Raw genomic sequence first — 24,862 nt, 5'->3', positions numbered from 1 at the left:
GGGGCGAGAAACATGAACGGCGACCGTCGTCCGACCCTTGAGGCGGTCGCGGCCCTGGCCGGAGTCGGGCGCGGCACGGTCTCCCGGGTGATCAACGGTTCGCCGAAGGTGAGCGAGAGGGCTCGCGACGCGGTGCAGCAGGCGATCAGGGAGCTGGGCTACGTCCCGAACCGGGCCGCCCGCACCCTGGTCACCCGGCGCACGGACACCGTCGCGCTGGTCGTCTCCGAGTCGGAACTGCGGGTCTTCGACGAGCCCTACTTCGCCGGGACCATCCGCGGCATCGGCTCGGCGCTCTCGGAGACGGGCCTGCAGCTGATCCTGGCGATGGCCCAGTCCAGGCAGGACCACGACCGTCTTGAGCACTACCTGACGGGCCAGCACGTCGACGGGGTGCTGCTGATCTCGCTGCACGGGGCCGACCCGCTGCCCGGCAGGCTGGAGGAGATGGGCGTGCCGACCGTCATCGGCGGCAAGCCCGTCGGGCTCGACCCCTACTGTTACGTCGACGTGGACAACAGGGCCGGGGCCAGGCAGGCGGTGAAGTACCTCCTGGGCAGGGGCCGCAGGCGGATCGCCACCATCGCGGGCCCGCAGGACATGGGGGTCGGCGTCGACCGGCTCGCGGGCTACCGCGACGCGCTGATCGCCACGGGCGTGCCGGAGATCGTGGCCTACGGCGACTTCAGCGAGGACAGCGGCGCGCGGGCCATGTGCGGGCTCCTGGCCGAGCACCCGGACCTGGACGCGGTCTTCACCGCCTCCGACCCGATGGCGCTGGGCGCGCTGCGGGTGCTGCGGCACGAGGGCAGGGACGTCCCCGGCGACGTGGCGGTGATCGGGTTCGACGACTCCCCCGCCGGGGCCCACTCCTCTCCCCCGCTGACCAGCGTGCACCAGCCGACCGAGGCGATGGGCCGTCAGATGGCCCACCTCCTGGTCGCCCGCATCAACGGTGAGCACCTGGAGCAGCCGGTCGTGATCCTCGACACGCATCTGGTCGAGCGGGCCTCCGCCTGAAAGGACAGTCGTGCCCAGGCAGTTCATCCTTCGTGACGGCGACATGTACGCCGAGATCAGTCAGTTCGCGGCGGCCGTGCGCGTGCTCAGGCACGACGGGCGCGACCTGGTGGCGGACTGGCCGCCGGAGGGGCCCGTCCCCTTCTACAGCGGCACCCTGCTGGCCCCGTGGCCCAACCGGGTCGGCGGGGCGCGCTACACCTTCGGCGGCGTGACCCACCGCCTCACCGCGAACGAGGAGTCCCGGGGCAACGCCCTGCACGGGCTGGTCGCCGACGTCAGGTGGTCACCGGTCGAGATCGGCCCCGCCCACGTACGGCTGGCGCACACCGTGACCCCGGTGCCCGGTTACCCGTTCACCCTGGCCCTGCGGGTGCTCCACCATCTGACCTCCGGCGGCCTGACCACCACGCTGACCGCGGAGAACACCGGTGAGCACGCCGCGCCGTACGGCTGCGCGCCGCATCCCTGGCTGCTGGCGGGCGAGGACGCCGGGGAGTACGAGCTGCTGGTGCCCGCGGACAGGGTGCTGCTGCCCGACGAGCGGATGCTGCCCGCCTCCCTTGAGGACGTCTCCGGCACGCCGTACGACTTCAGGGAGCCCAGACGGCTCGGCGGCACGGTCGTCGACCACACCTTCACCGGTCTGAGGCCCGGGGCGGACGGCCTGACCAGGGTGCGGGTACGCGGCCCGGAGGGCGGGGTCGAGGTGAGCTGGCGGGCCTCGGTCCTGCCGTGGGCGCAGGTGTGCGGCGGCACCGGGTCCGGCTATCGGGGGCTGGCGGTCGAGCCGATGACCTGCCCGCCGGACGCCTTCAACTCGGGCACCGACCTGATCGTGCTCCAGCCGGGCGAGACGACCGAGACCTCCTGGACGATCTCCCCGCTCTGAGGCCTCTTCCCCACCCTTGATCTGACGCGTGCCGTACCGGACTCCGGGGGACGGTTTCCTTGGCGACCCCGTTGTGCGACAATTTCATTGGGTGATGAATTATGACTCGGAACACGTGTGTGATCGCGGGGGGCGGTCCCGCCGGGGCCGTACTCGCGCTGTTGCTGGCCAGAGCCGGCGTCCAGGTGACGCTGCTGGAGAAGCACTCCGACTTCCTGCGTGACTTCAGGGGCGACACCATCCACCCCTCGACCCTGCAGGTCCTGCACGAGATCGGCCTGGCCGAGGAGTTCCTGCGGCTGCCGCACCACAAGGCGTACGGCATGGCCGTGCACACCGACGAGGGGACGGTTCCGGTCGCCGACCTGTCCAAACTGGGAGGCGAGTATGGCTACATCGCCTTCGTCCCGCAGTGGGACTTCCTCAACCTGGTGACCACCGCCGCCGCGCGTTACCCCACCTTCCGTCTCCTCATGAACGCCGAGGTGCACGGCGTGATCCGGGAGGGGAACGCGGTGCGCGGGGTCCGCTACCGCGACCCCGACGGCGAGCACGAGCTTAGAGCCACACTGACCGTGGCCGCCGACGGACGCCACTCCGACGTACGGCGTGCCGCCGGGCTCGTCCCGATCGAACACGGCGCGCCGATGGACGTGGTGTGGTTCCGGCTGCCGCGCGAGGAGAGCGACCCGGACGAGACGTTCCTGCGCCTGTCCTCGGGCCGGATCATGGTGGTGATCGACCGGGGAACCTACTGGCAGCTGGCCTACGCCATCCCCAAGGGCGGCTTCGAGGAGTTGCGGGCGGCCGGGATCGAGACGCTGCGGGAGCAGGTGGCGAACCTGCTGCCGTTCCTGGCGGGCCGTACCGGGCTGCTGACCGGCTTCGACGACGTCAGCGTGCTCTCGGTCGCGCTCAACCGGCTGCGCCGCTGGCACCGGCCAGGCCTGCTCGTCATCGGGGACGCCGCGCATGCCATGTCGCCGGTCTTCGGCGTCGGCATCAACCTGGCCGTGCAGGACGCCGTCGCCACGGCCAACCTGCTGGCCGGGCCGCTGGCCTCCGGCGCGGAGATCCCCGAGTCGCTGCTGGCCAGGATCCAGCGCCGCCGTACGGTGCCGACCGTGGTGACCCAGTTCGCCCAGCGGGTGGTGCAGGACCGGCTGATCCGGCCGGCCCTGGACGGGCGGGACGCCCCGGAGCTGCTGCCACGCGACCTGTCCCACCTTCCGGTGGTCGGCGCCCTGACCCGCCGGTTCATCGGCCTCGGTGTCCTTCCCGAACACGTCAAGAGCCCCTCGTGAGCCCGCAACGGATCTCCGCCGAGCCCACGGCCCCCTACCGACAGGCACCGCGACGTCTTCCACAGTGACAAAGAGGTTCTCAATCTGTGGACGTTGAGGTGGGTTCGCCCACGAGGTTGCAATAGCCTGGTATGTCGTGAGCAACTACCTCGATTCCTGGCGGGAGCTTCCCGCGGCGCAGCAGCCCGAGTGGCCCGACCGCGGCGAGCTGGACAAGGTCGTCGCCGAACTCTCCGCACTTCCCCCGCTCGTCTTCGCGGGGGAGTGCGACAACCTCAAGGCCGAACTCGCGGCGGTGACGCGAGGCGAGGCCTTCGTGCTGCAGGGCGGTGACTGCGCCGAGACCTTCGCCGGCGCCACCGCCGACACCGTCCGCAACAAGCTGAAGACGCTGCTGCAGATGGCGATCGTGCTCACCTACGCGGGGAGGGTCCCCGTGGTGAAGATCGGCCGGATAGCGGGGCAGTTCGCCAAGCCCCGTTCGAAGGGAACCGAGGTGCGCGGCGGCGTCGAGCTGCCCGCCTACCGGGGCGACATGGTCAACGGTCTCGACTTCACCCCTGAGTCGCGTCTGCCGGACCCGGGACGGCTGCTGCGCGCCTACCACTCCTCCGCGGTGACGCTGAACCTGATCCGCGCCTTCACCAAGGGCGGCTACGCCGACCTGCGGCAGGTGCACGCCTGGAACCAGGATTTCGTCAGCGAGTCCCCCGCGGGCAAGCGCTACGAGCGGCTGGCCGGGGAGATCGACCAGGCGCTGGCGTTCATGCACGCCTGCGGTGCCGACCCGGCGGAGTTCCACGGCGTGGAGTTCTACTCCTCGCACGAGGCGCTCATCCTCGACTACGACAGGGCGCTGACCAGGATCGACTCCAGGACCGGCCAGCCGTACGACGTGTCGGCGCACATGGTCTGGATCGGCGAGCGCACCCGCCAGCTCGACAGCGCTCACGTGGAGTTCTTCTCCCGCATCCGCAACCCGATCGGCGTGAAGCTGGGCCCGACCACGACGGCCGAGGAGGCCCTGGCGCTGGTCGAGAAGCTGAACCCCGACAACGAGCCCGGCCGCCTGACCTTCATCACCAGGATGGGCGCCTCCAAGATCCGCGAGCACCTGCCCGCGCTGGTGGAGAAGGTCACCGCGAACGGCGCCCAGGTCGCCTGGATCTGTGACCCGATGCACGGCAACACCTTCGAGGCCCCCAGCGGTCACAAGACCCGGAGCCTGGACGACGTGCTGAACGAGGTCGCGGGCTTCTTCGAGGTGCACCGGGACCTCGGCACCCACCCGGGCGGCATCCACATCGAGTTCACCGGCGACGACGTCACCGAGTGCGTGGGCGGCGCCGACGAGGTCGCGGAGGGCGACCTGGCGCTGCGCTACGAGACGGCCTGCGACCCCCGCCTCAACCGGAGCCAGTCGCTCGACATGGCCTTCCGGGTCGCGGAGCTCTACCGCTCCTCCTGAGCCCTGAGCTGCGGTTCGCCGCGAGACACACGAGGGTCCCACGCCTGTGGTGCGGGACCCTTCGTCGTTTCGGGGTCAGTCCTTCTGCGCGCGGAGCTCGTTGGCCAGCTCGGCGCGGATCGCGTCCATGTCGAGCGCCCGGACCTGACCGATGAGGTCCTCAAGGGCGGGCGCGGGCAGCACCCCGGGCTGAGCGAAGACGACAATGCCGTCCCGGATGGCCATGACCGTGGGGATCGAGGTGATCTCGAAGCCCTGCGCGAGCCCCTGCTCGGCCTCGGTGTCGATCTTCCCGAACTTGATGTCGCCGTGCTTCTCCGAGGACTTCTCGAAAATCGGCCCGAACGTGCGGCACGGCGCGCACCAGGACGCCCAGAAGTCCAGCAGGACGATCCCCTCGTCGGCGATTTCGTTGAAGTTCTTCTCGGTTACCTCAATGGTCGCCACCTGTGGCTCCTCTTGTCGTCACGTCTTGTATGGCTCGCATAACCACTTCCCTCCCCCGGACATTCCATCCCGACGCCCACCCCGGCGACGCCCGGACCACCCCCGTTCAAGGGTGCCGATCCGAACGCCGCCGTACCGGATACGAGGGATCCCCCGCCTCAGGTGTGAAGGGTTTTGATCTTGGGTTTTCCGGTGCCGTGTGTGAGGGGTTTCGGCTTGGGCGCGTCGGTGTCTGGACTGAGGAGTGAGGGAGCGGAGCGGACGAACGACGAGGGAAGACATCGACTCGGAGCGCCCAAGCCCCGCGACGCCGCCAGGCGGCGCAAGGAGACACAGCCAGGCGGCGCAAAGAATCACAACATCAGCCCGACCACCAAAGGATCATGGTCCGAGGACCGGAACGCGTCAGGCCGGTAGAGCCGAGGCGGGTTGTACTCGGTGTTGTAGTCGAGGATGCGGCTCTCGTCGGCGTTGACGTGCCAGATGGTCGTGCCGGTCACCTTCCTGAGCAGGCCCCGGCCCGCCAGGGCGTGGTCGAGTTCTCCGCTGCGACCCTCGAAGAGGTAGCTGTAGCGCAGCGGCGCGGGGACGAACCGCTTGCTGAGGCTGGTCAGCCCGCCCGCCTCCAGCGTGTCGATCGGGTCCTCCTCGCCGTAGGCGTTGAGGTCGCCGAGCACCAGCGCGTTGGGCAGCCTGAAGCTCTCGACGAGGGCCAGTGTCGCCTTGGCCTGGCGGACGCGTTCGCCGTTGTAGCAGCCCTGGCCGTCGCCCAGGTCGGCGTCGGGACCGGTGGCGGCCGCGTCGCAGCCCTTCGACTTGAAGTGGTTGACGACCATCGTGAACGGCTGGCCGCCCCGGACCCGGCGGAAGGTCTGGATCAGCGGAGGCCGCCTGAAGACGGGGTCGGCCGAGGAGCGGGCCGGGCCGACGGGCTTGAGCGTGGCGGGCTTGTAGATCACCGCGACGTGGATCAGGTCGGTGCCCGGGTTGGGGTGGGTCAGCGCGGCGTAGGTGCCCGCGCCCACTTCGGCGTTGAGCGCGTCGACCAGTGCCTGGACGGCGGTCTGGCCGTTGTTCTGGACCTCCATGAGGCCGACCGCGTCGGCGTTCAGGCCCTTGAGCGTGGCGACCAGCTTGGTCAGCTGCCGCTGCTGTTCCTCGGTGGTGTCCGCACCGCGTGAACCCAGGGTGGTGAACCAGTTGAGGGTGTTGAGACTGGCCACCCTGACGTTGCCGAACACCGGCGGCGGCGCGGGCAGGCGGGGGTTGGTCCGCAGGAAGGTGACCGGTTTGGTCGGCTGGAGGCGGTAGACGCCGAAGCCGTACCCCAGGACGCCGGTGGCGCCGAGCGTGGTGTCGCCGAGGCGGACGACGCGCGGGTCGGTGTAGGGGATGGTCTGCGGGTTCTCCCTGGTCGAGCCGTCGTCGAGGAGCAGGCTGCGGCGCCGGTCGGCGGCCTCGTCCACGCCGGTCCTGTCGGTGGCCTGGAACAGGCGTCCTCCCGAGGAGAGGGTGAGTTCGCCGAAACGGCCCAGGTTGTAGTGGTCGGTGACGGTCAGCGGCCCGGTGACGGTGACGAGCATGCTCTCGACGGGTTCGAGGGTCGAGCCCTCGGCGCGCGGCAGGCTCAGCCTGGCCGGGGTGACGGTGCCGGTTCCGCAGACGTCGACGGCGGTGACCGGTGAGAGCTCGGTCCAGCCGTTGTACTCCACGACCTTGCCGGTGACCAGCACCCGGTCGCCGGCCTTGACGTCCTTGAACGTGTCACGGGCGTAGGCGAACAGGCCTTCCGAGGTGGCGGGGTCGGCGTCGGGGGTGGGGTCCTGCAGGAAGAACCCGCCGAGCTGGTCGGCCCGCTGGAAGTCGCCGGTCACCACGCCCTGGACGCGTACGGTCCGGCCCGCCAGCGGGCTGGTGTCCCCGCTGCCCTGTACCTGGGCGATCGGGTGGGTCGCGGGCGTCTGGCACGGCTCCCCGGTCGGCGTGACCGTGGGACTGGCTGTGGGACTGGCCGTGGGGGTGGGAGTCGGCGTGGGGGTGGGGGTGGGCTCCGGGGTGCCGCACGGCGCGGCGGCCGTGGTCCCGTTGCGCGGCGCGGGGGACGCGCTCACCAGGTCGGTGCCGTTGACGTCGGTGTCGGCGCAGCCGTGGCCGGCACGCAGGGCCGCGGTGGTCGTGGACAGGGCGGGGGCCGGAGCGCCCTCGGCGTAGTCGGCGGTGCCGTACCCGACGAGATCGGCGATGAGGGCGCTCTGCTCGGGTGAGCAGGGGGTCGAGCCGCCGTTGCAGGCCAGTCCCTGCGCGGAGCGGGCCAGGACGACCTTGCCCGAGGTCGCGCTCATGTTGGCCGTCCCGGTCGTGTCCGGGGCGGGCAGCGGGGCGCCCGCGCCTCCCCCGGCGAGCTTGACCAGGTGGTAGCGGCCGGGTTCCAGCGTGCCGGACAGCGGCACGACGGGGTTGGCGGCGAAGTTCCCCGTGCCGGTCGCGCTGCCGTACTGGACGGACCAGCCGTCCAGTGCGACCGGCGTGGAGCTCCGGTTGAACAGTTCGACGAAGTCGTTGGCGAGTGGTGCGCCGCTGTTGCCGCCCGCGCCGTAGACCTGGCTGATGACGACGGTTCCCGGTTCGGCCAGTGCGGGTGCCGGGGGGAGGGCGGTGACCGTGGCCGCGGCGGTGCCGAGGACGGCCAGAGCGGAGATGACTCGGGATAAGGCACGCATGAGGCGGAGCGTAGAACCGGTTTGATCTGCCGACACTTACTTAGAAATGGCCAGATGGTGAAATCAACGAATCTTGACACTAAGTGCTGACTAAAGGCATCAGTTATAGCTTGCTATGACGTAGATCTCACGTAAGGCTTCGTCTGGGGTATCACTGTTTTATGAGAACTCTGGACGTGGGTTGGATGACCTGCGCCACCTCCCCTGAGTGCGCGGGATCGGCCCGGCAGCCGTACGGGCGCTGCCTGGCCCATCTGGAGCATCACGAGCTCGACGAGGTCCTCCGCGGCCTCTCCCCCGGCTCCGCGATCGATCTGCGGGGCACCGTCATCGGCAAGGACCTGCTGGAACGAGTCCTCGCCCCGACCCGTGGGCGTCTCGGCAGGGCCAGGTTCGACCTGGCCGTCTTCCCCGAGGACGTCAGGTTCTGCGACGTCGTCTTCAGCGGGGACGTCTCCTTCGACCAGGCTCGCTTCCATCGCCTGGCCTCGTTCGTCGGCGCAAGGTTCGCCGGAAACGTCTCTTTCAGGGAGGTCAAGTTCGTCAGGGAGGTCTCCCTGCACGGCGTCCACGTCGCCGGGCACGCCGCTTTCGACCGGGTGTCCGCGGGCCGGGACGCCCTGTTCGGCTCGGCGAGGTTCGCCCGGACCGTCTCCTTCGAGGGGGCCGAGTTCCACGACTTCGCCACCTTCGACGGCACCCTCTTCCAGGGGGATGTGACCTTCCGCGGCTGCCGGTTCGGCAGGGCGGTCTCCTTCAGGAGGACGGAGTTCGGCGGTCTGGCCGGGTTCGAGGCGACACGGTTCTGGGCGGGTGGCTACCTGGCCCCCGTCTCGGTCGGCCGCCGTCTCACCCTCGCCGGGGCGTGGGCGGGCAACGGCCTCGACCTGGCGGTCCGCGACTGCCCGGTCGACCTGCGGCGTATCCGGGTGACGGGCCGTCTGAGCGTGCGGCTGGACGGCGCGGTCGCCGACCTCGAAGAGGCGACGCTGCGCGGCCAGGCCACGGTCAGCGGGAACGGCGCGGCCGCGGTGACCTCCGTGCGCGGGCTTGAGGCGGAGGCGCTCCAGCTGAGCGCCGTCGATCTCAGCACCTGCCGTTTCACCGGCATCCGCACCCCGGAACGGCTCAGGCTGACCGGTTGCGTGTTCGCCACGACCCCGCGCGGCGTGCGGATCACGCCGCACTGGCCGCCGCTGCGCTGGTGGACCCTCCGGCGGACGCTGGCCGACGAGCACGCCTGGCGCGGCTGGTCGGACGAGGAGCAGGACGTGCCCGCGCCGCACCGCCTCGCCGTCCTGTACTCACGGCTGCGCGCCGGGATCGACGACAAGGCGACCGCTGCCGACTTCGCCTTCGGCGCCATGGAGATGCGCCGTGCGACCAGCCGTTCCTCCGGCCGCTGGCTGCTGTCGCTGCACTGGATCATCAGCGGGTACGGCCTGCGGATGGGACGGGTCGTCGGCTGGTTCGCCCTGCTGGCGGCGATCACCGTGGGCAGCCTGCTGATGGGTTCGGCCTCGCACTCGGCCCGCCGGGCGAGCGCGCCGAGGACGCCGCATCCCTCCATCCAGTTGTCGCCGTAACGGCCTGTCCGTTTTCCCGAAATCGGCGATTTCCCGGGCTCGGAGAAGGCGTCCGCGGGGGCGCGAGACGGTGACTCCGGGTTGTGTCCGGGTTATCCCGGATGCGCCGAACCCACCTCCACCCCGACGATGTACGGTGATGACCGCACAGGGAGTACGGGGGTGGAGGTGGGCGTGGCCGGAGCCGGGGTGATCGACGACTACGTGGCCAGGCTCAGCCGTACGCTCAGCGGGCCGCGAGGACCGAAACTCGACATGGTCACCGAGGCCCGCGACAGCCTGCTCGACACCGCGGAGGCTCTGGAGCTCGACGGGCTCGGCAGGGCCGAGGCCGAGCGGGTCGCGGTCGAGGAGTTCGGCCCGGTCGAGGAGATCGCGCCGGGCTATCAGGAGGGGCTGTCGATCTCGGCGGGGCGCAGGCTCGCGGCGCTGCTGTTCATCAGCGTGCCGCTGACCATCATGGCCTGGAGCCTGGTGTGGCGCTTCTCCGCCCAGGACCCGATCGCCTACGAGCGATGGCCCGCGTGGTTCATGCCGGTCTCCCGCGGCCTGGACTATCTGCAGCTGGCGGTCGCCCTGCTCGGCGGGGCCGGGCTGTTCGCGCTCGGCCGGGGGCTGCGCAGGATCAGGCGGCCCAGGCTCGTCACCCGGTCGCTGGGAGTGCTGGTGCTGATCGTGCTGCCGCTCACGGGCGCCCTCGGGCTGCTGCTGACCTACGGCGCGCAGCGTGACGACTTCTTCGACCACCCGCTGAACCTCGGCGTCGAGACGCTGAGCCTCGGGCTGTCGCTGCTGCAGCTGTACGGCGCCACCCGCTGCCTGATGATCACCCGCAGGCGCCGCGTCCCGGCCCTCGGCCGGTCCTAGCGGCCCAGCCGCTCCCCGGAGCCACCGGGGTCGAGCACACCGCCGATCACACCGGTGAACTCCCGCCAGGCCGCGCGCTCCCCCGCCAGGGCCCGGTGGCCCGAGGAGGTCAGCCGGTAGGTGCGCCGCCTGCGCCCGCCGACCGTCGCCCACTCGCTGGCGAGGTATCCCGCCTGTTCGAGCCGTCGCAGCGCCGGATAGACCGTGCCGGTCGGCACGTTCAGTGAGCCGCCGCTGCGTGCCTGCAGGGCCTCGATGATCGCGTAACCGTGCAGAGGTTCCTCCTCAAGCACGGACAACAGCAGGGCGTCCATGTGCCCGCGAAGCGCGTCGGCGTTCACCTCGCGCCCTCCGCCCGCCCTACGGCGACTCGATCGTTCACGCCCTCACCCTACCCTTCCGCAGACAGGCTACATGTAGCCGTTCTACATGTAGAGTGCCTATAGGTAGTCAGACACAACAACGGAGGTGAACCGTGGGCGTGCTCGACCTGGCGCGGACACAGTTCGCGGTGACGGGAAGCATCCACTTCCTGTTCGTCGTGCTGACGCTGGGCCTGGCCCCGATCATCGCGATCATGCACACCCGGCACGCCGTGACCGGCAGGCCCGAGCACGAGCGCGCCACCCGCTTCTGGGGTCAGATCTACGTCACCAACTACGCGCTCGGCATCTTCACCGGCCTGGTGATGGAGTTCCAGTTCGGGCTGAGCTGGAGTGGCCTGTCCGAGTACGCGGGAGACGTCTTCGGCGCCCCCCTGGCGATCGAGACGCTCGGCGCCTTCTTCATCGAGTCCACCTTCCTCGGCCTGTGGATCTTCGGCTGGAACAGGCTGAACCGGTGGGCGCACCTGGCGTGCATCTGGATGGTGACGCTGACCGCCTACGTCTCCGCTTTCTGGATCATGGCCGCGAACTCGTTCCTGCAGAACCCGGTGGGGGCCGTCGAGCGCGGCGGCCGTCTGGTGCTGACCGACTTCGGCGCGCTGCTGAGCAACCCGGCGCTGGTCAACTCGCTCCCCCACGTGGTCGGCGCCGGTCTGTGGGCCGCGGGCTCCGTGGTCATGGGGGCCTCCGCCTACCAGCTGTTCCGCCGGACCCCCGAGCGGGAGTTCTTCACCTCCGCCCTCCGCACGGGCCTGCTCGTCGCCTTCTGCGGGTCGCTGGTCACGGTCGCCTTCGGCTACGCCCAGTTCGGCTCGATCGGCCTCTACCAGCCGGACAAGTTCCGCGTCCCGCTGGCCGGGGTCGCCCTGGCGGCCATGATGGGGATCGGACAGCTGGTGCAGTTCCTCCTGCTCCTGCTGGCGCCCCTGACCTACTGGCTGCCGCGCTGGCGCTGGGCGCAGCCGCTGCTGGTGATCCTCACCCCGGCGCCGTTCCTGGCCGCGATCTGCGGCTGGCTGGCCCGGGAGGTCGGCCGCCAGCCGTGGCTGATCAACGGCAGGCTCACCGTCGCCGACGCCATGTCCCACGGCCTCACACCGGGCATGGTCACCGTCTCCCTCGTCGGGTTCACCGGGGTGCTCGGCCTGCTGGCCGTCACCGACTACCTCCTGATCGCCGGAACCGTACGGCGCGGCCCCGGCACCGTCGCCCTCGGCGCGGAGGACGAACCCACCCCCGCCGTTCTCGAACACGCGCTCAGCCACTAGACATCCCGCCACGGAAGGTGAGGAATCCATGGACGTCCTCTGGCTGGGCGTGCTCGCCCTGCTGCTGATCGGCTACTTCGCCCTGGAGGGGTTCGACATCGGCCTCGGCATGCTGCTGCCCGTGCTCGGCCGTACCCAGCGGGACCGTGACACGATCGTCTCGGCCATGGCCCCGTTCGTGCTGGCCAACGAGGTGTGGCTGGTCGCCGTCGCGGGCGTGCTCTTCGGCGCCTTCCCCGAGGTCGAGGGACGGGTGCTGTACGGCCTCTACCCGCTGGTCGTCACCCTGCTGATCTCGTGGATCCTGCGCGACGCGGGCCTGTGGTTCCGCCGCCGTCTCGACGGGGCGGGCTGGCGGGCCGCCTGGGACTGGGCCGTCTGCGCCGGATCGTACGGCCTGGCGCTGAGCTGGGGCATGATCCTGGCCTCGATCGCCCAGGGCCTGCCGGAGTCGCCCTCCCCACTCGCCGGGATCGCCTGCGTCGCCGTCGTCGCCGGGGCGTTCGCCTTCCACGGCTGGACCTTCGCCTCCTGGGCGCTGCCGGGACGGGTCACCGGGAGGAGCCGCCGCGGCGGGGCACTGCTGGTCTCGGCGTGCGCCGCCGCCCTGCCCGCCGCGGTGCCGCTGGCCGTACTGGCGCCGTGGCTGCTCGAACACGCCGCGCCCGAGGGCACGCTGGGTGTGCTCAGTCTCATAATCGCGCCTTTGACGCCGGTCATGGCGGGTGCGCAAGTATGGACATGGCGCACGTTCGGTCCCAAGCGTGCGGCCGGTCGGTTGCCGTCGTTCTTCTAGGGTTCACATGCACAAGGATCTCCTTCGGCTGGTCCGCGGCGAGCGGGCGGTCCGCCGCCACCTGGCGGTCTGCCTGGCCGCCGCGGTCGTGGCCGGGCTGCTCGTGCTGGTCCAGGCGGAGGTGCTGTCCGGGGTGCTCTCCGGCCGCTTCGCCCCCGCCGCGCTGACCGTGCTCGCGCTCGTCGTCGGCGCCCGCGCCCTGCTCGGCCTGGTTCAGGGGGTGGCCGCGGGGCACACGAGCACCGGTGTGAAGACGGCGCTGCGCCACCGGCTGCTGTCGCGGCTGCGGGAGCTCGGCCCGGCCGGTCTCGCCTCGCGCCGCTCGGGCGAGCTGGTCACGCTGGCCGGTCGCGGCCTGGACGCCCTCGACCCCTACCTGTCCGGTTACCTGCCCGCGGCCGCGGTCGCGGCCGTCGTGCCGGTCGCCGTGCTGGTACGGCTGTTCGCGGCCGACCTGACCAGCGCGGTGATCGTGCTCGTCACGCTGCCCCTCATCCCGCTGTTCGGCGCGCTGGTGGGGATGCGCACCAAGGAGGTCACCGAACGGCAGTGGCGGGCGCTGGCCCATCTCGGCGGGCACTTCCTCGACGTGGTCAGGGGCCTGCCCACGCTGCGCGCCTTCGGCAGGGCCCGCTACCAGGCCGAGGTGATCGGCCGGGTGGCCCAGGAGCACCGGGAGGCCACGATGCGCACCCTGCGGGTGGCCTTCCTGTCGTCGCTGGTGCTCGAACTGGCCGCGTCGCTCTCCCTGGCGCTGGTCGCCGTCCCGGTCGGGCTGCGGCTGCTGTCCGGGTCGATGGAACTGCCCACGGCGCTGCTGGTGCTGCTGCTCGCCCCGGAGGCGTACCTGCCGCTGCGCACCATGGGCAACAGGTTCCACGCCGCGATGGAGGGGGTCGCCGCCGCCGACGAGGCGTTCGCCGTCCTGGACGGCCAGGCGTCCGCCCCCGCCGTACGGGACGCCCCGGCCGGGGCGGCGGACCGGGCCGGGGGCCGCGCGCCGGAGATCCGCCTGGAGAACGTCACCGTGCGCTACCCGGGCCGGCAGGCGGCGCTGGAGAACGTCTCGCTGACGATCGCACCGGGTGAGCGGGTCGCGCTGGTCGGCGAGAGCGGGGCGGGCAAGAGCACCCTGCTGCACCTGCTGCTCGGCTTCGTCGTCCCGGACAGCGGGCGCGTCCTGATCGACGGCGTGGCCCTCACCGCCGACGACGCCTGGCGGGAACGGCTGGCGTTCGTGCCGCAGCGCCCCCACCTGTTCGCCGTCTCGGTCGCCGACAACGTCCGCCTCGGCTTCCCCGGCGCCACGATCGAGGAGGTACGGCGGGCGGCCGGGGCCGCGCACGCCGACGAGTTCGTGACGGCGCTGCCCGAGGGCTACGAGACGGTGCTCGGCGAACGCGGCGCGAACCTGTCCGCCGGGCAGCGGCAGCGGGTCGCGCTCGCCCGCGCCTTCTGCCGCCCCGGCACCGACCTGCTGCTCCTCGACGAACCGACCGCGCGGCTCGACGGCCGCAGCGAGGCGGCGATCGTGGCCGCGACCGGTGAGCTGGCCGAGGGACGAACCGCGGTGATCGTGGCGCACCGGCCCGCGATGATCGACCTGGCCGACCGGGTGATCCGGCTGGCCGAGGGGCGTGTGGTCTCCGCCGAACTGATCGGAGGGTCCCGATGACGGGCGTCAAGGACATGAAGGGCCGCACGGCCCTGGCGATCTCCTCGGGCGCGGCGGCCGAACTGGCCGGGCTCGGGCTGATCGGGTCCGCGGCCTGGCTGATCACCAGGGCCGCCGAGCACCCCCCGCTGGCCGCGCTGAGCGTGGCGATCGTCGGCGTCAGGGCCTTCGCGACCACCAAGGGCGTCTTCAGGTACGGCGAGCGCCTGGCCGGGCACGACGTCGCGCTGCGGGCGCAGGCGGCGACCAGGCAGCGGCTCTACCGGGCGCTCATCCCGGCGGGGCCGCGTGACCGGCGGGGAGCCGACCTGCTCAGCCGGATGGTCGACGACACCGACGCGGCGCAGGACCTGCTGGTCCGCTGCCTGCTGCCTGCGGCGGCCGCTGTGGTGACCGGGGTCGCCGCGGTCGTGCTGGGGCTGTTCCTGCTGCCCGCCGCGGCGTCGGCGCTGCTGGCCGGGCTGCTGGTCGCCGGGGTGCTGATCCCGGCGGGTACGGCCGCCGCCGCCCGGCGCTGGTCGGCGCGGATCGCGCCCGCGCGGGCGGAGCTGGCGGCCCGGGTCGCCGACCTGGTCCACGGCGCGGCCGACCTGGCCGCCTACGGGGCGGGAGGGCGCGCGCTGGCCGCCTGCGCCGAGGCCGACGCCCGCCTGGGCGCGCTGGAACGCCGCCAGGCCAGGGCCAACGCGGTCGCCGCCGCCCTCGGCACACTCACGCAGGGCCTGACCGTGCTGGCGGTCGTCTGGATCGCCGGAGGCTCGCAGGCGGGCCGGGTCGCCACGACGGTTCTCGCGCTGGTCTCGCTGGTCGCCTTCGAGCCGGTGCTGCCGATGGCCGCGGCGGCGGAGCGGCTGACCGGGGTGCTCGCCGCCCTGCGCCGGTTGCGGGAGGTCCGCGCGACCCCGCCCGCCGTCGCCGAGCCGGTGAGCCCCGTCCCCGTGCCCGGGGAGCCGCCGACCGTGGAGATCCGCGACCTCGTGGTCCGGCACGGCCCCGGTCTGCCCGTGGCGCTCGACGGCGTCAGCCTGACCCTCACCCCGGGCAGGCGGGTCGCCCTGGTCGGCCCGAGCGGCGCGGGCAAGAGCACCCTGCTTTCGGCCCTGATGCGGCTGGTGGAACCCGAGTCCGGCACGATCCTGCTGAACGGGACCGACCTCGGGAAGATGACCTCCGACGACGCCAGGCGGGTCATGACGGGACTGACCCAGGACCCCTACGTGTTCCGGACGACGCTGCGGGACAACCTGCGCCTGGCCGGGCCGGAGGCGGACCAGGACGAGCTGGCCGAGGCCGTACGGCGGGCCAGGCTCGACCGGTGGGTCGAGCGGACCGGCTGGGACACCATGCTCGGGGAGGACGGGCGGACGGTCTCCGGCGGCCAGCTCCAGCGGCTTGCGCTGGCCAGGGCGCTGCTGAACGACCCTCCTGTGCTGCTGCTGGACGAGCCCGCCGAATCACTGGACGAGGCCACCGCGGACGCGCTCATGGCCGACCTGCTCGACGCCACGCGGGGCCGTACGACACTGCTGGTCACCCATCGGCTGCGCGGGCTCGAAGGGGTCGACGAGATCGTCGTGCTGGAGAACGGGGCGGTCGCGCAGCGGGGAACCCACGAGGAGCTGGTCGGGGCGCCCGGCTACTACCGTGACCTGTGGCGCTCCGAGGCGCTGACCGCCGGGCGCTGACCCGTGTTCCCCGGCCGGGCTCTCGTCCGGGGCACGAGGCCGCGGCCCGGATTTCCCGATCAGGAGCACAGGGGCTCCCGGGATGCCGGAAGCCGTCCGAGGCGGGCGGGCGGGAAACGGATGCGCCGCCGGGGTCCGCAGCGTCCCCGGCGGCGCATCGGCTCTGGGCGAGGCTACTGCCCGGTCTTCTCGACGAGGGTCGCGGTGGCGGTCTGGGGCTTGCCGTCGCGGAGGTAGGTGATGGTCACCTTGTCCCCCGGCTTGAGCCCCCTGATCGCGCCGACCACCGTCGCGCCGTCGTCGACCGGCGTCTCGTTGATCTTGGTGATCAGGTCGCCCTGCCTGATCCCCGCCTGGGCGGCCGGGCTGCCGTCGGTGACCTGGTTGACCAGGGCCCCGGCCACGTCGCCGGTCGCGTCGGCGAGGCTGACGCCCAGGAAGGCGTGGCTGACCTTGCCGGTGTCGATGAGCTGCTTGGCGACCTGCTTGGCGGTGTTGATCGGGATGGCGAAGCCGACACCGATGTTGCCCTCGCCGCCGTTGGTGGCGATGGCGCTGTTGATGCCGATCACCTCTCCGGCCGCGTTGACCAGGGCACCGCCCGAGTTGCCGGGGTTGATCGCCGCGTCGGTCTGGATGGCCCCGCCGATGGTCGTCGTTCCGCCGCCCTGCTGTTGCTGCTGCATGCCGCCCCAGCCCGGCGGGAGCTGCTGTCGCTGCTCGCCGCCGACGGTCACCGTACGGTTCAGGGCGCTGACGATGCCCGCGGTGACCGAGCCGGACAGGCCCAGCGGACTGCCGATGGCGAGCACCGAGTCGCCCACCCTGACCTTGTCGCTGTCACCGATCGTGGCCTTGGTCAGGTTGGAGACGTTCTCCGCCCGGATGACGGCGAGGTCGGTCGCCGGGTCGGTCCCGACGACCCTGGCGGAGGCGGTCTTGCCGTCGCTGAACTTGACGGTCATCGAGCCGTTCGTCCCCACCTGGCCGCCCAGCGTGACCACGTGGTTGTTGGTCAGGATGAGGCCGTCGGCCGAGAGCAGCACGCCCGATCCGTCGCCGCTGCCGTTGGCGCTCTTGACCTCGATGGAGACCACCGAGGGCTGGACCGCCTTGGCCACGTCGGCGACCGTGGCGAAGCTGCCGACCTGGCGCACCTCGGCCGAGGGGGAGACGGACGAGGCCGTGACCGTGCCGGCCCCGGCGATCGAGGTCGCGATGAAGGCCCCCGCGACTCCACCTCCCACGGCCATCGCGGCCAGCGCCAGACCGGCCCCCAGCTTCTGCCTGCCGGTGAGCGACCCCCGCTGGGCGGGGATCCGCAGGGACTCCGCCGCGTCCGGAACCGGGTGGATCAGCGTCGGCTGCGGCCCGGTGTCCCGGCCCTCCGAGTAACCTCCGACACGCGGCGGCACCTTGCCGAACTGGCTCCATCCTTCGTTCTCGTGGGTCGCCTCGGCCGGGGTGCTTTCCTGCTCATTCTTGTTCGGGTCCATGTCTTCCCCCACGTCCTGCATCCGCTCGTGGACTGTCGGAGCGGCGACCGGCGGTTCCGGTACACCAGAACGATGCCTGACAGGACGTAAGCGCAGCTTAAGAGGATGATCGGAGCCCCTTCCCTTCTCTCACGCCCCCTTTATCCGCCGTGCTCAGAGGCCCTGTCGTCCCTCCGGGAGAGGCGGAAATCACTCGCGGATCGGCCGCGCATAGGTGACTAACCGAATAATCACCCCCTCAACGCTTAACCCCTTTTGCTGTCTTTCGCTCTGGCGAGGAGGCCCCCGATGACTGAGAACGTGATCGAATTCGACCCGTCCCGGCGCCGCCCTCGCCGGTCGCGACGGCCCGCTCCGAGCGAAGTCGTAGGGGCAGACCTGGAAGGGTTGATCGACTCCTGGAAGCGCGCCCTGGAAGCCGGTAACAAGGCTGCGTACACGATCTACCTGTACACGCGGTCGGCCAGGGCGTTCTACGCCTACCTCTGCGCGAACGGTCACCCTCACGACGCTGAGGGGGTGACTGCTGAGCATGTGCGTGGCTTCCTGGCGTCGGAGCAGGACCGGACCAGCGTCCACACCAGTTCGGCCCACCACTCTTACCTCGGGGTGTTCTTCAACTGGCTCATCTCCGAGGAAGAGCGCACAACGTTCTCGCCCGTGCGGCGTGGGGACCGGCCACACGTCACGAAGAAGGCCCGCAAGTACCTGCCGGACGAGGAGATCGCCGCGTTGCTGGCCGCGTGCAAAGGTGCCGGGTTCGCGGAGCGCCGCGACACAGCCATGATCATGATCCTCGTCGACAATGGCGTGCGCGCGTCCGGGCTCGCGGGGATCCTGCTCGAAAACGTGGACCTCAAGAACCGGCGGATCCTGATCGTGCTCAAGGGCGGAGACGAGCACTGGATCCCGATAGGCGCCAAGACGGTGGCGGCTCTGGACCGGTATCTCAGGGTCCGGGCCAAGCACAAGTGGGCGGGCAGCCCGTACCTGTGGCTGGGGGTGCGCAGCAAGACCATGGGGAAGATGACGCGCGCTGGTGTGGCGCTGATGTTGAGTCGACGCGGCGAGCAGGCCGGGGTGGAGAACGTGCACCCGCACCGGTTCCGGGGGACGGCAGCGCATTTGCTGCTGGAAGCGGGGATGGATCCGGACTCCGTGCGGCGGGTTCTCGGCTGGAAGTCGTACGAGCAGATGCGGCACTACACGGAGGAGCTCGCGGATGATCGGGCGCGCGCTACGCACACGAAGTTTGCGCCTGGTGATCGGTTTTGAGAGGGGTTCCGCTTGAGGGTCCTGGCCTCCCTGGGCAGCGTCACAGGGGGCTGGGGTCCGGCGGGGAGGCCGCGCTCACATCATCACCTGTGAGCGTGGCTGGCGGGGGCGCGGTGTCGGTCGCGCGGGCGCCGCCGAGGGGGGTCAGGTGTTGCGTTCGGCGTCCGCGTATCCGTCGCGGTAGCCGACTCGATACTGCAGGCGCGGGTGGCGCAGGATCCAAGCGAGAGTGACGGTGGCGCTGGCGGCGAGCAGAAGGTGATGGAGCGCGATGGGCAGAGAGTGGCCAGGTATGAGGGCATCCAGCGCCACGTAGGCGGCGCTAAGAATCCATAGGGCGATGGTGACCAATGCGAGGAGCATGAAGCCTCCTGAGGCCTGAGGGGGATCGCTGACAGCAGGGGGGCGGCGTTAGGGACCGCACCACGCACCGCTTACGGCAGTCCTATATAACACCGTACTAGAAGAAAAATCCGCCTCCTGAGTGACAAAAATCCCTGCCCAAGTGGCAGTTTTTCCCGTCTCCCCTGGTCACGCTAGGGATGGCGCATCGAAAATTTTTTCGATGATCGCCCGTTTCGGGCGTCACATTCGTGGTCAGCCGAGCTCGTCGCGCAGGATCTTCTCGATTCGGGAGAGGCCCCGTTCATAGTCCTCACGAGCCCGCTCGTACCGCTCCCGCTCCTCTTCCCGCCACTTCTCTAGCTCCCGTCGGCGTTCCTCAGGCAGGCGGGCGAGCAGTTCGTCGAGGGTGTCGTCGGTTGCGGTCTCCCCCACGGCGGCCGCCTCCGGGTCGAGACCCGCCAGGGCGAACGCCTCGTCACGCGGGATGCCCAGGGTGTCGGCCAACGCGACCACTGTGGCCGGCCGGGGACGTCGGCGCTGGGTCGCCAGGTTGTTGATCGTGCTTCGGGCTACGCCCGAACGGCGATGTAGGTCTGTGGCTGTCCACGCGCGTCCGATGCGCTCCGCCTCGACCCTTCTCCAGAAGGGCAGACCTGGCGGTCCCGTTTCATGCTCCATGGAGTGAGTTGTAGCACGGTGGAGCGTATAGAGCATCAGATCATGACGTAAATCACGGGAAACTCTTGACTCAGCGTGTAGCGATATGCCTTGAGATGTAGCGTCTTGAATCGAGATGTAGCATCTTGTAGCGTTCTAGTACGAGATAGAGGAAGGAGGCCGCGATGGACGAGCCCATGCTGACCGTGGCTGAGGCTGCCGCCCGGATACGGGTCAGCCAGTGGACGATCCGCCGGGCCATCAATTCCGGTGAGCTGCGTGCGACGAAGACCTCGACGAAGGGCCGGTGGCGGATCTACGGATCCTCGTTCGAGGCGTACATGGCGCCGACGCCGACCGAGACCACGGCGGACGTCTGATGGCCACCCCCGAACAGCGCAGCCGTGCCGCCCGAATCGCCGCACATGTGCAGTGGGCGCGCACTCCTCACCGGGGTGAGCGGACGGCCGCGGCGCGCGCGAAGTCGCCGGTGTCACTGGACTACTGGATCGCGAAGATCACGGCCGAGGGCAAGGTGCGCGCGAAGGACATCCCGGCCGCGGCGGAGAACGCCCACACCGCGTACATGACGCAGATGTCGCTGAAGGCGAGCGCTGCCCGTAGCAGGAAGGCCGCCGAGCGCAGCGTGCGCCGGTCGGCGTAACCGGGCGGCCCGGGCCGGGCCAACGGCCGGGCGCCCGTAGACCCAACCCCCAACAGCGAAGAGAAGAAGAGGTCAGGCCATGCCTGAACACTACAAGCTCGGCGAGCGCGTCCGCGTCATCGTCGAAGGCCTCATCACGCACATCGCACCCACGTGCGACGCGTTCCCCGAGGAGCTCACGGTCGATCTGGAGCACTCGGCGGGCCCGTACGGGGTGACCGTCCCGCTCGACACCGCCCGGATCGAGCGCCTGGTCCCGGCCGACGGAGTCCCCCAGCCCGGGGAAATCTGGCGAGACCGGCACGGACGCACGTGGTTCGCGCACGAGAACAGCCCCAACGCGGATATCGCGCTCCGCAGCACGGACGGCACCTGCCACCTGTGGCGGTCCGCGAACATGAACTACGGCCCGCTGGTGCGCACCTACCCGCCGTCGACGCCCGAGCGGGCCACCGGCGTCCCCGAGCTGCGTGCCGGGGACCTGTGGGAGGACGGCGACGGCGACCAGTGGCGGGTGGTCGAGCGCAGCGACGGCCAGGTGCTGCTGTTCTTCGGCGGGGAGTACCGCCTGTGGGAGGGCGTCACCGCGAAGTACGGCCCCCTGAAGCGCGTTGGACTGAAGCCCGCCGAGCTGGAGCCGTACGACGACTTCGAGAACGGCCCCGCCACCGGCCCTCTCTCCGGCGGTGCGGCATGAAGTTCGGCGACCTGCAGCCCGGAACCCTCGCCCGGATCCCGGCCCCGCCCGACACCCTCACCCCCGACAGCGTCCTGCCGCCCGCGGTGCAGATCCTCACCCACCCCACCCCCTGCCGCCGCCGCGGCTGCGAGGCGGTGGAGGTGATGGCGCGGCTGCAGGACGGCGGCCGCCCCCGCCTGTACCACCGGCTCCCCGGACGGCCGGTCGTCCTCATCACCATCGCGCAGACCGAGGAGGCCTGACATGGACACTCCTGACCGCCTGCTCACCCCGGCCGAGGTCGCCCGAATGTTCCACGTCGACCCGAAGACCGTCTCCCGGTGGGCGCTGGCGGGGAAGCTCACGTCCTTCCGCACGCTCGGCGGCCACCGCCGGTTCCGGGAGGCCGAGATCCTCGCCCACATCGCCTCCACCCAGCAGACCAAGGAGTCCTGATGTTCTCCCCCCACACCATCACCCGCATGACCGAGCAGCTGCGTCAGCTGCAGGACGAGGAGGCCGCCGCCGTCCAGCTGGTGGCGGAGAAGAAGGCCGCGGTCGCGGAGTGGTCGGAACTGCTGGCGTACGCCGAGCAGCACGTCACCTCCGCCCCTGGCCTGGCCCCGGCTCCGGGCCTGGGTGAGCGGTGGAGCAGCATGCTCGTCGCGCCCTCGCCCTCGCCCTCGGCGACGTCGGTCTTCCCGCCCGGAGCCCACCCGTACGGCGGCCCGGAGTCCGGGCGGGCGCCGTTCGAGCCGTACGTCCCGTCGGCCGACCGGGAGCAGGCGTGACCGCCGTCGCCCCCCTCATGCTCGCCGTGGCCGCCGCCCTCCTCGGGGTGGCGGCGGCCCGCCGCGGCCGCTGGCTCCACGCCACCTGCTGTGGCGTCGCCTGCCTCCTCGCCGTGTACGTCGGGCTGCTCGTCGGCCTGTCAGGCGTAACTGTGCTCGCGGCCGCAGCCGTCCCCGGGCGGCCCGTGCTCGACGCCCGAGCCTGCGGGGCGGTGAGCCCACACGGAGACGTGTGTGTCCGCGAGGAAGGACACCTCGGCCTGTGCCGCTCGGTAGGGCGTAAGCACGTGTCCTCCCCCGAGAAAGCAGGCAAGCCCTGGCGGTGGTACCGCTCCGATGACCCTGCTGTCGCCGCCGAACTGAGCAGGAAAGAAGGTAGGCGATGACCCGAGAGACTCGTCTGCGCTGCATCAGCAGCGAGGCCGCCGCCGCGGTCGTCGCCGAGGCCACCCAGCCCGGCGACACCGTCCACACCGTCCGCCAGGAGGGCGCCCAGGTCGTCATCGGCTACCACGACCTCCGGTTCCCGATGGACGTCGCCGAGTGGGCGCACGAGAACGGGCACGCACACGACGGCGACGCCGCGCAGGTCATCGTCAACGTTCAGGTGGGGCTATGACTCCCGTCGAAGAGATCCGGGCCGCCGCTGCCCGGCTGCGCAGCACCGACCACCACGGCACCATCAACGGCGACACCGACAATGAGGAGCTCATCCGACTCATCGGCGACCTGTTGCGCTCCCGGGAGTCGCTCGCCAAGTGGCTGGAGGCAGCCGCCAAGGAGTACCTCACCACGGACTGGACCGACTGCCCGGCCGCTGCCGCCGCTCTCCCCGTGGCCCGCGCGATCCTCGGGGCCACCCGATGACCCGCCTTCACCTGCCCGCCGCCGACCTCACCACAGGCCCGGCGGCGGGCGCCCGCACCTGGACCATCACCCTCCCCGCAGGCCTGCCGCTGCTGAACGCGAACGGGCGCCTTCACCACGCCCCGCGGGCGCGTCTCACCGCGGCGATCCGGGCGGCCGGGAAGCACGCCACCGAGGCCGCGGGTGTGCCCGCGCTCTCCCGGGCGCACGTGTTCGGCATCCTCCACCCCGCCACCCGGGGCCGCCGCGACCCGGCGAACTGGTATCCCAGCTTCAAGGCGTTCGTCGACGGCTTGGTCGACGCCGGGGTCCTGCCGGACGACGACGACACGCACCTGGTCGGCCCGGACATGCGGCTCGGGCCCGTCGTGAAAGGCGGCCAGCTGCAGCTGCTCGTCATCGAGCTGCCCCCGGTCAAGGCGGTGGGCCGGTGAGACGCCGACGCATCATCACCTGCGCCTGCTGCGGCCAGCAGGGACCCTCGCAGGGCCGCGGCCTGATCCGGGAAGAAGCAGGAGGCGTGGTGACCCCTCACCCGATCATGCGGGCCCTCGACCGCCGGCGCCGGGAGCTCGGCCTCACCCAGGACGAGCTGGCTGAGCGGTTGCACCTGGCGCGCCGCGGGGTCGGGATCTCGCGGCGGGAGACCGGCCGCACCGTCCCTGACCTGATCGCTCTCGACGCCCACGCGCGGGCCCTCGGCCTGCGTCTGGCTCTTGTCCCCCTCGAATCCTCTGGAAGGAAATCAGCGTGACCAATCAGGTTCGGCCGTTCGCGACCATCCTGCAGGACCTCCGCCGCGGCGCCGTGCTCGACGAGGCGGCCGTACTGCTGCAGGAGGTGGTCGCCTCGGTCCAGGACACCGGGAAGAAGGGCAAGCTCACCCTCGTCGTGGAGATCGCCCCGATGAAGGGCGACGACGCTTCCCTCACCGTGGCCGCCTCGGTGACCGCGACCAAGCCGAAGTCCACGCCGAAGGCCGCGGTGTTCTTCGCCGATGCCGACCACAACCTCGTCCGCGACGACCCTCGGCAGGCTTCCTTGCCCGGCCTGCGCGTACTCGACAAGACCACCGACATCGAGCTGAAGGACATCGCCAAGTGACCACCCGTACGGAGAACGACGCCCTCATCGACGCCCTGACCGACGCGCAGATCTCCGAGCAGCTGAACCCCGGCGGGTTCTACGCCTTCAAGCTGCGCGACCGGGTCGAGACCATCGACCTGCGTGACCCCGACGAGACGCGGCCCGCCCGGAAGAAGGGCACCGTCCGCGTCGATGACATGCCGTCGTTCGTGCACTACTACCGCAAGCACTGCGACGCCCAGTCCGAGGTGTACGTCGACATTCAGGCTGGGGTCATCACTGCCGTCCTCGACGCCCACGAGGGGTGGGTCAGCGAGGAAGAGCGCGGTTACACGCCGCGATGGGGTGAGCACCGCCTCACCCTGCGCCTGGCCGAGACGGACGCGTGGCGGAGGTGGACCAGCCTGGACCGGCAGTTCCTCAAGCAGGCCGCGTTCGCGGACTTCATCGACGACAACCGCGCCGACATCCGCAAGCCGACGGCGGCGGACATGTTGGAGCTCGTTCAGCAGTTCCAGGCCAAGACCAAGGTGACGTTCTCCTCGGCGACTCTCCTGGCCAGCGGGGACAGGCGCCTGACGTTCGAGGAGGAGACCACCGCGGGCGGCGGCGCGAAGGGCTCCATCGAGGTGCCCTCGACGCTGGAGCTCGGGATCGCGCCGTTCGAGGACAGCGAGCCGTACGTGGTCACCGCGCGGTTCCGGTACCGGATCCAGGGCGGTGCTCTCTACATGGGCATCTGGCTCGACAACGCGACCGACGTGCGGCGTGACGCGGTCCGGACCGTCGTGGCGAAGCTCCAGGAGGAGCTCGGCATCGTCGTGATGCGGGGCACGCCCGCGTGATGAGCACCACCAGCACCCTGCCCCCCACCGGCCTGCTCGGTGG

30 protein-coding genes are annotated in these 24,862 nt (G+C 71.0%); 24 read left to right on the top strand and 6 right to left on the bottom strand.

The annotated features are described in order from the left end of the window. The first annotated feature begins 12 nt into the window (after window positions 1-12). The 4 genes from ABT340_RS04965 (at window position 13) to ABT340_RS04950 (ending at window position 4,684) form a co-directional block, all read left to right on the top strand. Entirely contained in the window at window positions 13-1,020 is a 1,008-nt protein-coding gene (locus ABT340_RS04965) for a LacI family DNA-binding transcriptional regulator (RefSeq protein ID WP_352009468.1), read from the top strand. Window positions 1,021-1,030: 10 nt separating this feature from the next. Then, window positions 1,031-1,912, top strand: a complete 882-nt coding sequence (locus ABT340_RS04960; RefSeq protein WP_352009325.1) for an aldose 1-epimerase family protein — start codon at window positions 1,031-1,033, stop codon at window positions 1,910-1,912. 101 nt (window positions 1,913-2,013) lie between these two features. Next, window positions 2,014-3,216, top strand: coding sequence for an FAD-dependent oxidoreductase (locus ABT340_RS04955; protein WP_352009324.1), 1,203 nt, complete (start codon window positions 2,014-2,016; stop codon window positions 3,214-3,216). A 136-nt stretch (window positions 3,217-3,352) separates the two neighbouring features. Continuing rightward, a complete protein-coding gene (locus ABT340_RS04950) occupies window positions 3,353-4,684 on the top strand; it encodes a class II 3-deoxy-7-phosphoheptulonate synthase (RefSeq protein ID WP_352009323.1) in 1,332 nt (443 codons plus the stop codon). Between the two features lie 75 nt (window positions 4,685-4,759). On the opposite strand, the gene ABT340_RS04945 is transcribed toward ABT340_RS04950, so the two are convergent. Both ABT340_RS04945 and ABT340_RS04940 read right to left on the bottom strand, forming a co-directional pair. Next, window positions 4,760-5,131, bottom strand: a complete 372-nt coding sequence (locus tag ABT340_RS04945; protein ID WP_352009322.1) for a thioredoxin family protein — start codon at window positions 5,129-5,131, stop codon at window positions 4,760-4,762. Between the two features lie 353 nt (window positions 5,132-5,484). Then, window positions 5,485-7,851, bottom strand: a complete 2,367-nt coding sequence (locus ABT340_RS04940; protein WP_352009321.1) for an ExeM/NucH family extracellular endonuclease — start codon at window positions 7,849-7,851, stop codon at window positions 5,485-5,487. A gap of 161 nt (window positions 7,852-8,012) precedes the next feature. Between ABT340_RS04940 and ABT340_RS04935 the strand changes: the two genes are divergently transcribed. Both ABT340_RS04935 and ABT340_RS04930 read left to right on the top strand, forming a co-directional pair. Then, window positions 8,013-9,437 (top strand): pentapeptide repeat-containing protein, encoded by a 1,425-nt coding sequence (locus ABT340_RS04935; protein WP_352009320.1) that lies wholly within the window; start codon window positions 8,013-8,015, stop codon window positions 9,435-9,437. Window positions 9,438-9,599: 162 nt separating this feature from the next. After that, window positions 9,600-10,304: a permease prefix domain 1-containing protein gene (locus tag ABT340_RS04930; protein ID WP_352009319.1), complete on the top strand. Its 705-nt coding sequence runs from the start codon at window positions 9,600-9,602 to the stop codon at window positions 10,302-10,304. On the opposite strand, the gene ABT340_RS04925 is transcribed toward ABT340_RS04930, so the two are convergent. Continuing rightward, a complete protein-coding gene (locus ABT340_RS04925) occupies window positions 10,301-10,645 on the bottom strand; it encodes a PadR family transcriptional regulator (RefSeq protein WP_352009318.1) in 345 nt (114 codons plus the stop codon). The two genes, ABT340_RS04930 and ABT340_RS04925, sit on opposite strands and share 4 nt — an antisense overlap. 134 nt (window positions 10,646-10,779) lie before the next feature. Between ABT340_RS04925 and ABT340_RS04920 the strand changes: the two genes are divergently transcribed. Genes ABT340_RS04920 through cydC form a run of 4 tightly spaced genes read left to right on the top strand, consistent with a single transcriptional unit; the run spans window position 10,780 to window position 16,114 of the window. Then, window positions 10,780-11,958 carry a cytochrome ubiquinol oxidase subunit I gene (locus ABT340_RS04920; protein ID WP_352009317.1) on the top strand — a complete coding sequence of 393 codons (1,179 nt, stop codon included), beginning with the start codon at window positions 10,780-10,782 and terminating at the stop codon, window positions 11,956-11,958. A gap of 28 nt (window positions 11,959-11,986) precedes the next feature. Then, window positions 11,987-12,754: a cytochrome d ubiquinol oxidase subunit II gene (locus ABT340_RS04915; protein ID WP_352009316.1), complete on the top strand. Its 768-nt coding sequence runs from the start codon at window positions 11,987-11,989 to the stop codon at window positions 12,752-12,754. 7 nt (window positions 12,755-12,761) lie between these two features. Continuing rightward, window positions 12,762-14,429, top strand: coding sequence for a thiol reductant ABC exporter subunit CydD (gene cydD / locus ABT340_RS04910; protein ID WP_352009315.1), 1,668 nt, complete (start codon window positions 12,762-12,764; stop codon window positions 14,427-14,429). Next, on the top strand, window positions 14,426-16,114 hold the full coding sequence (gene cydC, locus ABT340_RS04905; protein WP_352009314.1) for a thiol reductant ABC exporter subunit CydC: 1,689 nt from the start codon (window positions 14,426-14,428) through the stop codon (window positions 16,112-16,114). The genes cydD and cydC overlap by 4 nt, the downstream gene beginning before the upstream one ends. Before the next feature lie 173 nt (window positions 16,115-16,287). Here the strand turns inward: cydC and ABT340_RS04900 are convergent, their stop codons facing one another. Continuing rightward, the gene (locus ABT340_RS04900; RefSeq protein ID WP_352009313.1) at window positions 16,288-17,610 is read right to left on the bottom strand and encodes a S1C family serine protease; all 1,323 of its coding nucleotides are present in this window, start codon (window positions 17,608-17,610) and stop codon (window positions 16,288-16,290) included. 288 nt (window positions 17,611-17,898) lie between these two features. Here ABT340_RS04900 and ABT340_RS04895 point away from each other — a divergent pair, with 288 nt between their 5' ends. After that, window positions 17,899-18,885 carry a tyrosine-type recombinase/integrase gene (locus ABT340_RS04895; RefSeq protein WP_352009312.1) on the top strand — a complete coding sequence of 329 codons (987 nt, stop codon included), beginning with the start codon at window positions 17,899-17,901 and terminating at the stop codon, window positions 18,883-18,885. Between the two features lie 144 nt (window positions 18,886-19,029). Here ABT340_RS04895 and ABT340_RS04890 read toward each other — a convergent pair whose 3' ends face one another. Both ABT340_RS04890 and ABT340_RS04885 read right to left on the bottom strand, forming a co-directional pair. Further along, complete coding sequence (locus ABT340_RS04890) at window positions 19,030-19,248, bottom strand: hypothetical protein (RefSeq protein WP_352009311.1); 219 nt, start codon at window positions 19,246-19,248, stop codon at window positions 19,030-19,032. 234 nt (window positions 19,249-19,482) lie between these two features. Continuing rightward, complete coding sequence (locus ABT340_RS04885; RefSeq protein WP_352009310.1) at window positions 19,483-19,908, bottom strand: helix-turn-helix domain-containing protein; 426 nt, start codon at window positions 19,906-19,908, stop codon at window positions 19,483-19,485. Between the two features lie 164 nt (window positions 19,909-20,072). On the opposite strand from ABT340_RS04885, the gene ABT340_RS04880 reads away from it, so the two are divergent. From ABT340_RS04880 to ABT340_RS04820, 13 genes are all read left to right on the top strand, one after another. Further along, window positions 20,073-20,267: a helix-turn-helix domain-containing protein gene (locus ABT340_RS04880; RefSeq protein ID WP_352009309.1), complete on the top strand. Its 195-nt coding sequence runs from the start codon at window positions 20,073-20,075 to the stop codon at window positions 20,265-20,267. Further along, window positions 20,267-20,551, top strand: a complete 285-nt coding sequence (locus ABT340_RS04875; RefSeq protein WP_352009308.1) for a hypothetical protein — start codon at window positions 20,267-20,269, stop codon at window positions 20,549-20,551. The genes ABT340_RS04880 and ABT340_RS04875 overlap by 1 nt, the downstream gene beginning before the upstream one ends. A 79-nt stretch (window positions 20,552-20,630) precedes the next feature. Further along, entirely contained in the window at window positions 20,631-21,248 is a 618-nt protein-coding gene (locus ABT340_RS04870; RefSeq protein ID WP_352009307.1) for a hypothetical protein, read from the top strand. After that, complete coding sequence (locus ABT340_RS04865; RefSeq protein ID WP_352009306.1) at window positions 21,245-21,493, top strand: hypothetical protein; 249 nt, start codon at window positions 21,245-21,247, stop codon at window positions 21,491-21,493. Before ABT340_RS04870 ends, ABT340_RS04865 begins: the two co-directional genes overlap by 4 nt. A gap of 1 nt (window position 21,494) precedes the next feature. Further along, window positions 21,495-21,686, top strand: coding sequence for a BldC family transcriptional regulator (locus tag ABT340_RS04860; protein WP_352009305.1), 192 nt, complete (start codon window positions 21,495-21,497; stop codon window positions 21,684-21,686). Then, window positions 21,686-22,021 (top strand): hypothetical protein, encoded by a 336-nt coding sequence (locus tag ABT340_RS04855; protein ID WP_352009304.1) that lies wholly within the window; start codon window positions 21,686-21,688, stop codon window positions 22,019-22,021. Before ABT340_RS04860 ends, ABT340_RS04855 begins: the two co-directional genes overlap by 1 nt. Next, window positions 22,018-22,407, top strand: coding sequence for a hypothetical protein (locus ABT340_RS04850; RefSeq protein ID WP_352009303.1), 390 nt, complete (start codon window positions 22,018-22,020; stop codon window positions 22,405-22,407). The genes ABT340_RS04855 and ABT340_RS04850 overlap by 4 nt, the downstream gene beginning before the upstream one ends. After that, window positions 22,404-22,640 (top strand): hypothetical protein, encoded by a 237-nt coding sequence (locus tag ABT340_RS04845; RefSeq protein WP_352009302.1) that lies wholly within the window; start codon window positions 22,404-22,406, stop codon window positions 22,638-22,640. The genes ABT340_RS04850 and ABT340_RS04845 overlap by 4 nt, the downstream gene beginning before the upstream one ends. Next, window positions 22,637-22,888 carry a hypothetical protein gene (locus ABT340_RS04840; protein WP_352009301.1) on the top strand — a complete coding sequence of 84 codons (252 nt, stop codon included), beginning with the start codon at window positions 22,637-22,639 and terminating at the stop codon, window positions 22,886-22,888. The genes ABT340_RS04845 and ABT340_RS04840 overlap by 4 nt, the downstream gene beginning before the upstream one ends. Next, entirely contained in the window at window positions 22,885-23,322 is a 438-nt protein-coding gene (locus tag ABT340_RS04835) for a hypothetical protein (protein ID WP_352009300.1), read from the top strand. Before ABT340_RS04840 ends, ABT340_RS04835 begins: the two co-directional genes overlap by 4 nt. An 89-nt stretch (window positions 23,323-23,411) precedes the next feature. After that, complete coding sequence (locus ABT340_RS04830; RefSeq protein ID WP_352009299.1) at window positions 23,412-23,642, top strand: helix-turn-helix transcriptional regulator; 231 nt, start codon at window positions 23,412-23,414, stop codon at window positions 23,640-23,642. Continuing rightward, window positions 23,639-23,992, top strand: coding sequence for a YfdP family phage-associated protein (locus ABT340_RS04825; protein WP_352009298.1), 354 nt, complete (start codon window positions 23,639-23,641; stop codon window positions 23,990-23,992). The genes ABT340_RS04830 and ABT340_RS04825 overlap by 4 nt, the downstream gene beginning before the upstream one ends. Then, on the top strand, window positions 23,989-24,819 hold the full coding sequence (locus ABT340_RS04820) for a DUF2303 family protein (RefSeq protein ID WP_352009297.1): 831 nt from the start codon (window positions 23,989-23,991) through the stop codon (window positions 24,817-24,819). The genes ABT340_RS04825 and ABT340_RS04820 overlap by 4 nt, the downstream gene beginning before the upstream one ends. The last annotated feature ends 43 nt before the right edge of the window (window positions 24,820-24,862 follow it).

Origin of the sequence: Streptosporangium sp. NPDC000239 (assembly GCF_040300765.1) — a bacterium.
GTDB lineage: Bacteria > Actinomycetota > Actinomycetes > Streptosporangiales > Streptosporangiaceae > Streptosporangium.
The sequence above is the reverse complement of the archived record's forward strand: the minus strand, read 5'-3'. Positions and strand labels throughout refer to the sequence as shown.

What these genes read in the sequence shown, in the direction of transcription:
- ABT340_RS04965 (WP_352009468.1), top strand. Translation starts at nt 13, where the DNA reads ATGAACGGCGACCGTCGTCCGACCCTTGAGGCGGTCGCGGCCCTGGCC.
- ABT340_RS04955 (WP_352009324.1), top strand. Translation starts at nt 2,014, where the DNA reads ATGACTCGGAACACGTGTGTGATCGCGGGGGGCGGTCCCGCCGGGGCC.
- ABT340_RS04940 (WP_352009321.1), bottom strand. Translation starts at nt 7,851, where the DNA reads ATGCGTGCCTTATCCCGAGTCATCTCCGCTCTGGCCGTCCTCGGCACC.
- ABT340_RS04935 (WP_352009320.1), top strand. Translation starts at nt 8,013, where the DNA reads ATGAGAACTCTGGACGTGGGTTGGATGACCTGCGCCACCTCCCCTGAG.
- ABT340_RS04915 (WP_352009316.1), top strand. Translation starts at nt 11,987, where the DNA reads ATGGACGTCCTCTGGCTGGGCGTGCTCGCCCTGCTGCTGATCGGCTAC.
- cydD (WP_352009315.1), top strand. Translation starts at nt 12,762, where the DNA reads ATGCACAAGGATCTCCTTCGGCTGGTCCGCGGCGAGCGGGCGGTCCGC.
- cydC (WP_352009314.1), top strand. Translation starts at nt 14,426, where the DNA reads ATGACGGGCGTCAAGGACATGAAGGGCCGCACGGCCCTGGCGATCTCC.
- ABT340_RS04900 (WP_352009313.1), bottom strand. Translation starts at nt 17,610, where the DNA reads ATGGACCCGAACAAGAATGAGCAGGAAAGCACCCCGGCCGAGGCGACC.
- ABT340_RS04895 (WP_352009312.1), top strand. Translation starts at nt 17,899, where the DNA reads ATGACTGAGAACGTGATCGAATTCGACCCGTCCCGGCGCCGCCCTCGC.
- ABT340_RS04890 (WP_352009311.1), bottom strand. Translation starts at nt 19,248, where the DNA reads ATGCTCCTCGCATTGGTCACCATCGCCCTATGGATTCTTAGCGCCGCC.
- ABT340_RS04885 (WP_352009310.1), bottom strand. Translation starts at nt 19,908, where the DNA reads ATGGAGCATGAAACGGGACCGCCAGGTCTGCCCTTCTGGAGAAGGGTC.
- ABT340_RS04880 (WP_352009309.1), top strand. Translation starts at nt 20,073, where the DNA reads ATGGACGAGCCCATGCTGACCGTGGCTGAGGCTGCCGCCCGGATACGG.
- ABT340_RS04875 (WP_352009308.1), top strand. Translation starts at nt 20,267, where the DNA reads ATGGCCACCCCCGAACAGCGCAGCCGTGCCGCCCGAATCGCCGCACAT.
- ABT340_RS04870 (WP_352009307.1), top strand. Translation starts at nt 20,631, where the DNA reads ATGCCTGAACACTACAAGCTCGGCGAGCGCGTCCGCGTCATCGTCGAA.
- ABT340_RS04865 (WP_352009306.1), top strand. Translation starts at nt 21,245, where the DNA reads ATGAAGTTCGGCGACCTGCAGCCCGGAACCCTCGCCCGGATCCCGGCC.
- ABT340_RS04860 (WP_352009305.1), top strand. Translation starts at nt 21,495, where the DNA reads ATGGACACTCCTGACCGCCTGCTCACCCCGGCCGAGGTCGCCCGAATG.
- ABT340_RS04855 (WP_352009304.1), top strand. Translation starts at nt 21,686, where the DNA reads ATGTTCTCCCCCCACACCATCACCCGCATGACCGAGCAGCTGCGTCAG.
- ABT340_RS04845 (WP_352009302.1), top strand. Translation starts at nt 22,404, where the DNA reads ATGACCCGAGAGACTCGTCTGCGCTGCATCAGCAGCGAGGCCGCCGCC.
- ABT340_RS04840 (WP_352009301.1), top strand. Translation starts at nt 22,637, where the DNA reads ATGACTCCCGTCGAAGAGATCCGGGCCGCCGCTGCCCGGCTGCGCAGC.
- ABT340_RS04835 (WP_352009300.1), top strand. Translation starts at nt 22,885, where the DNA reads ATGACCCGCCTTCACCTGCCCGCCGCCGACCTCACCACAGGCCCGGCG.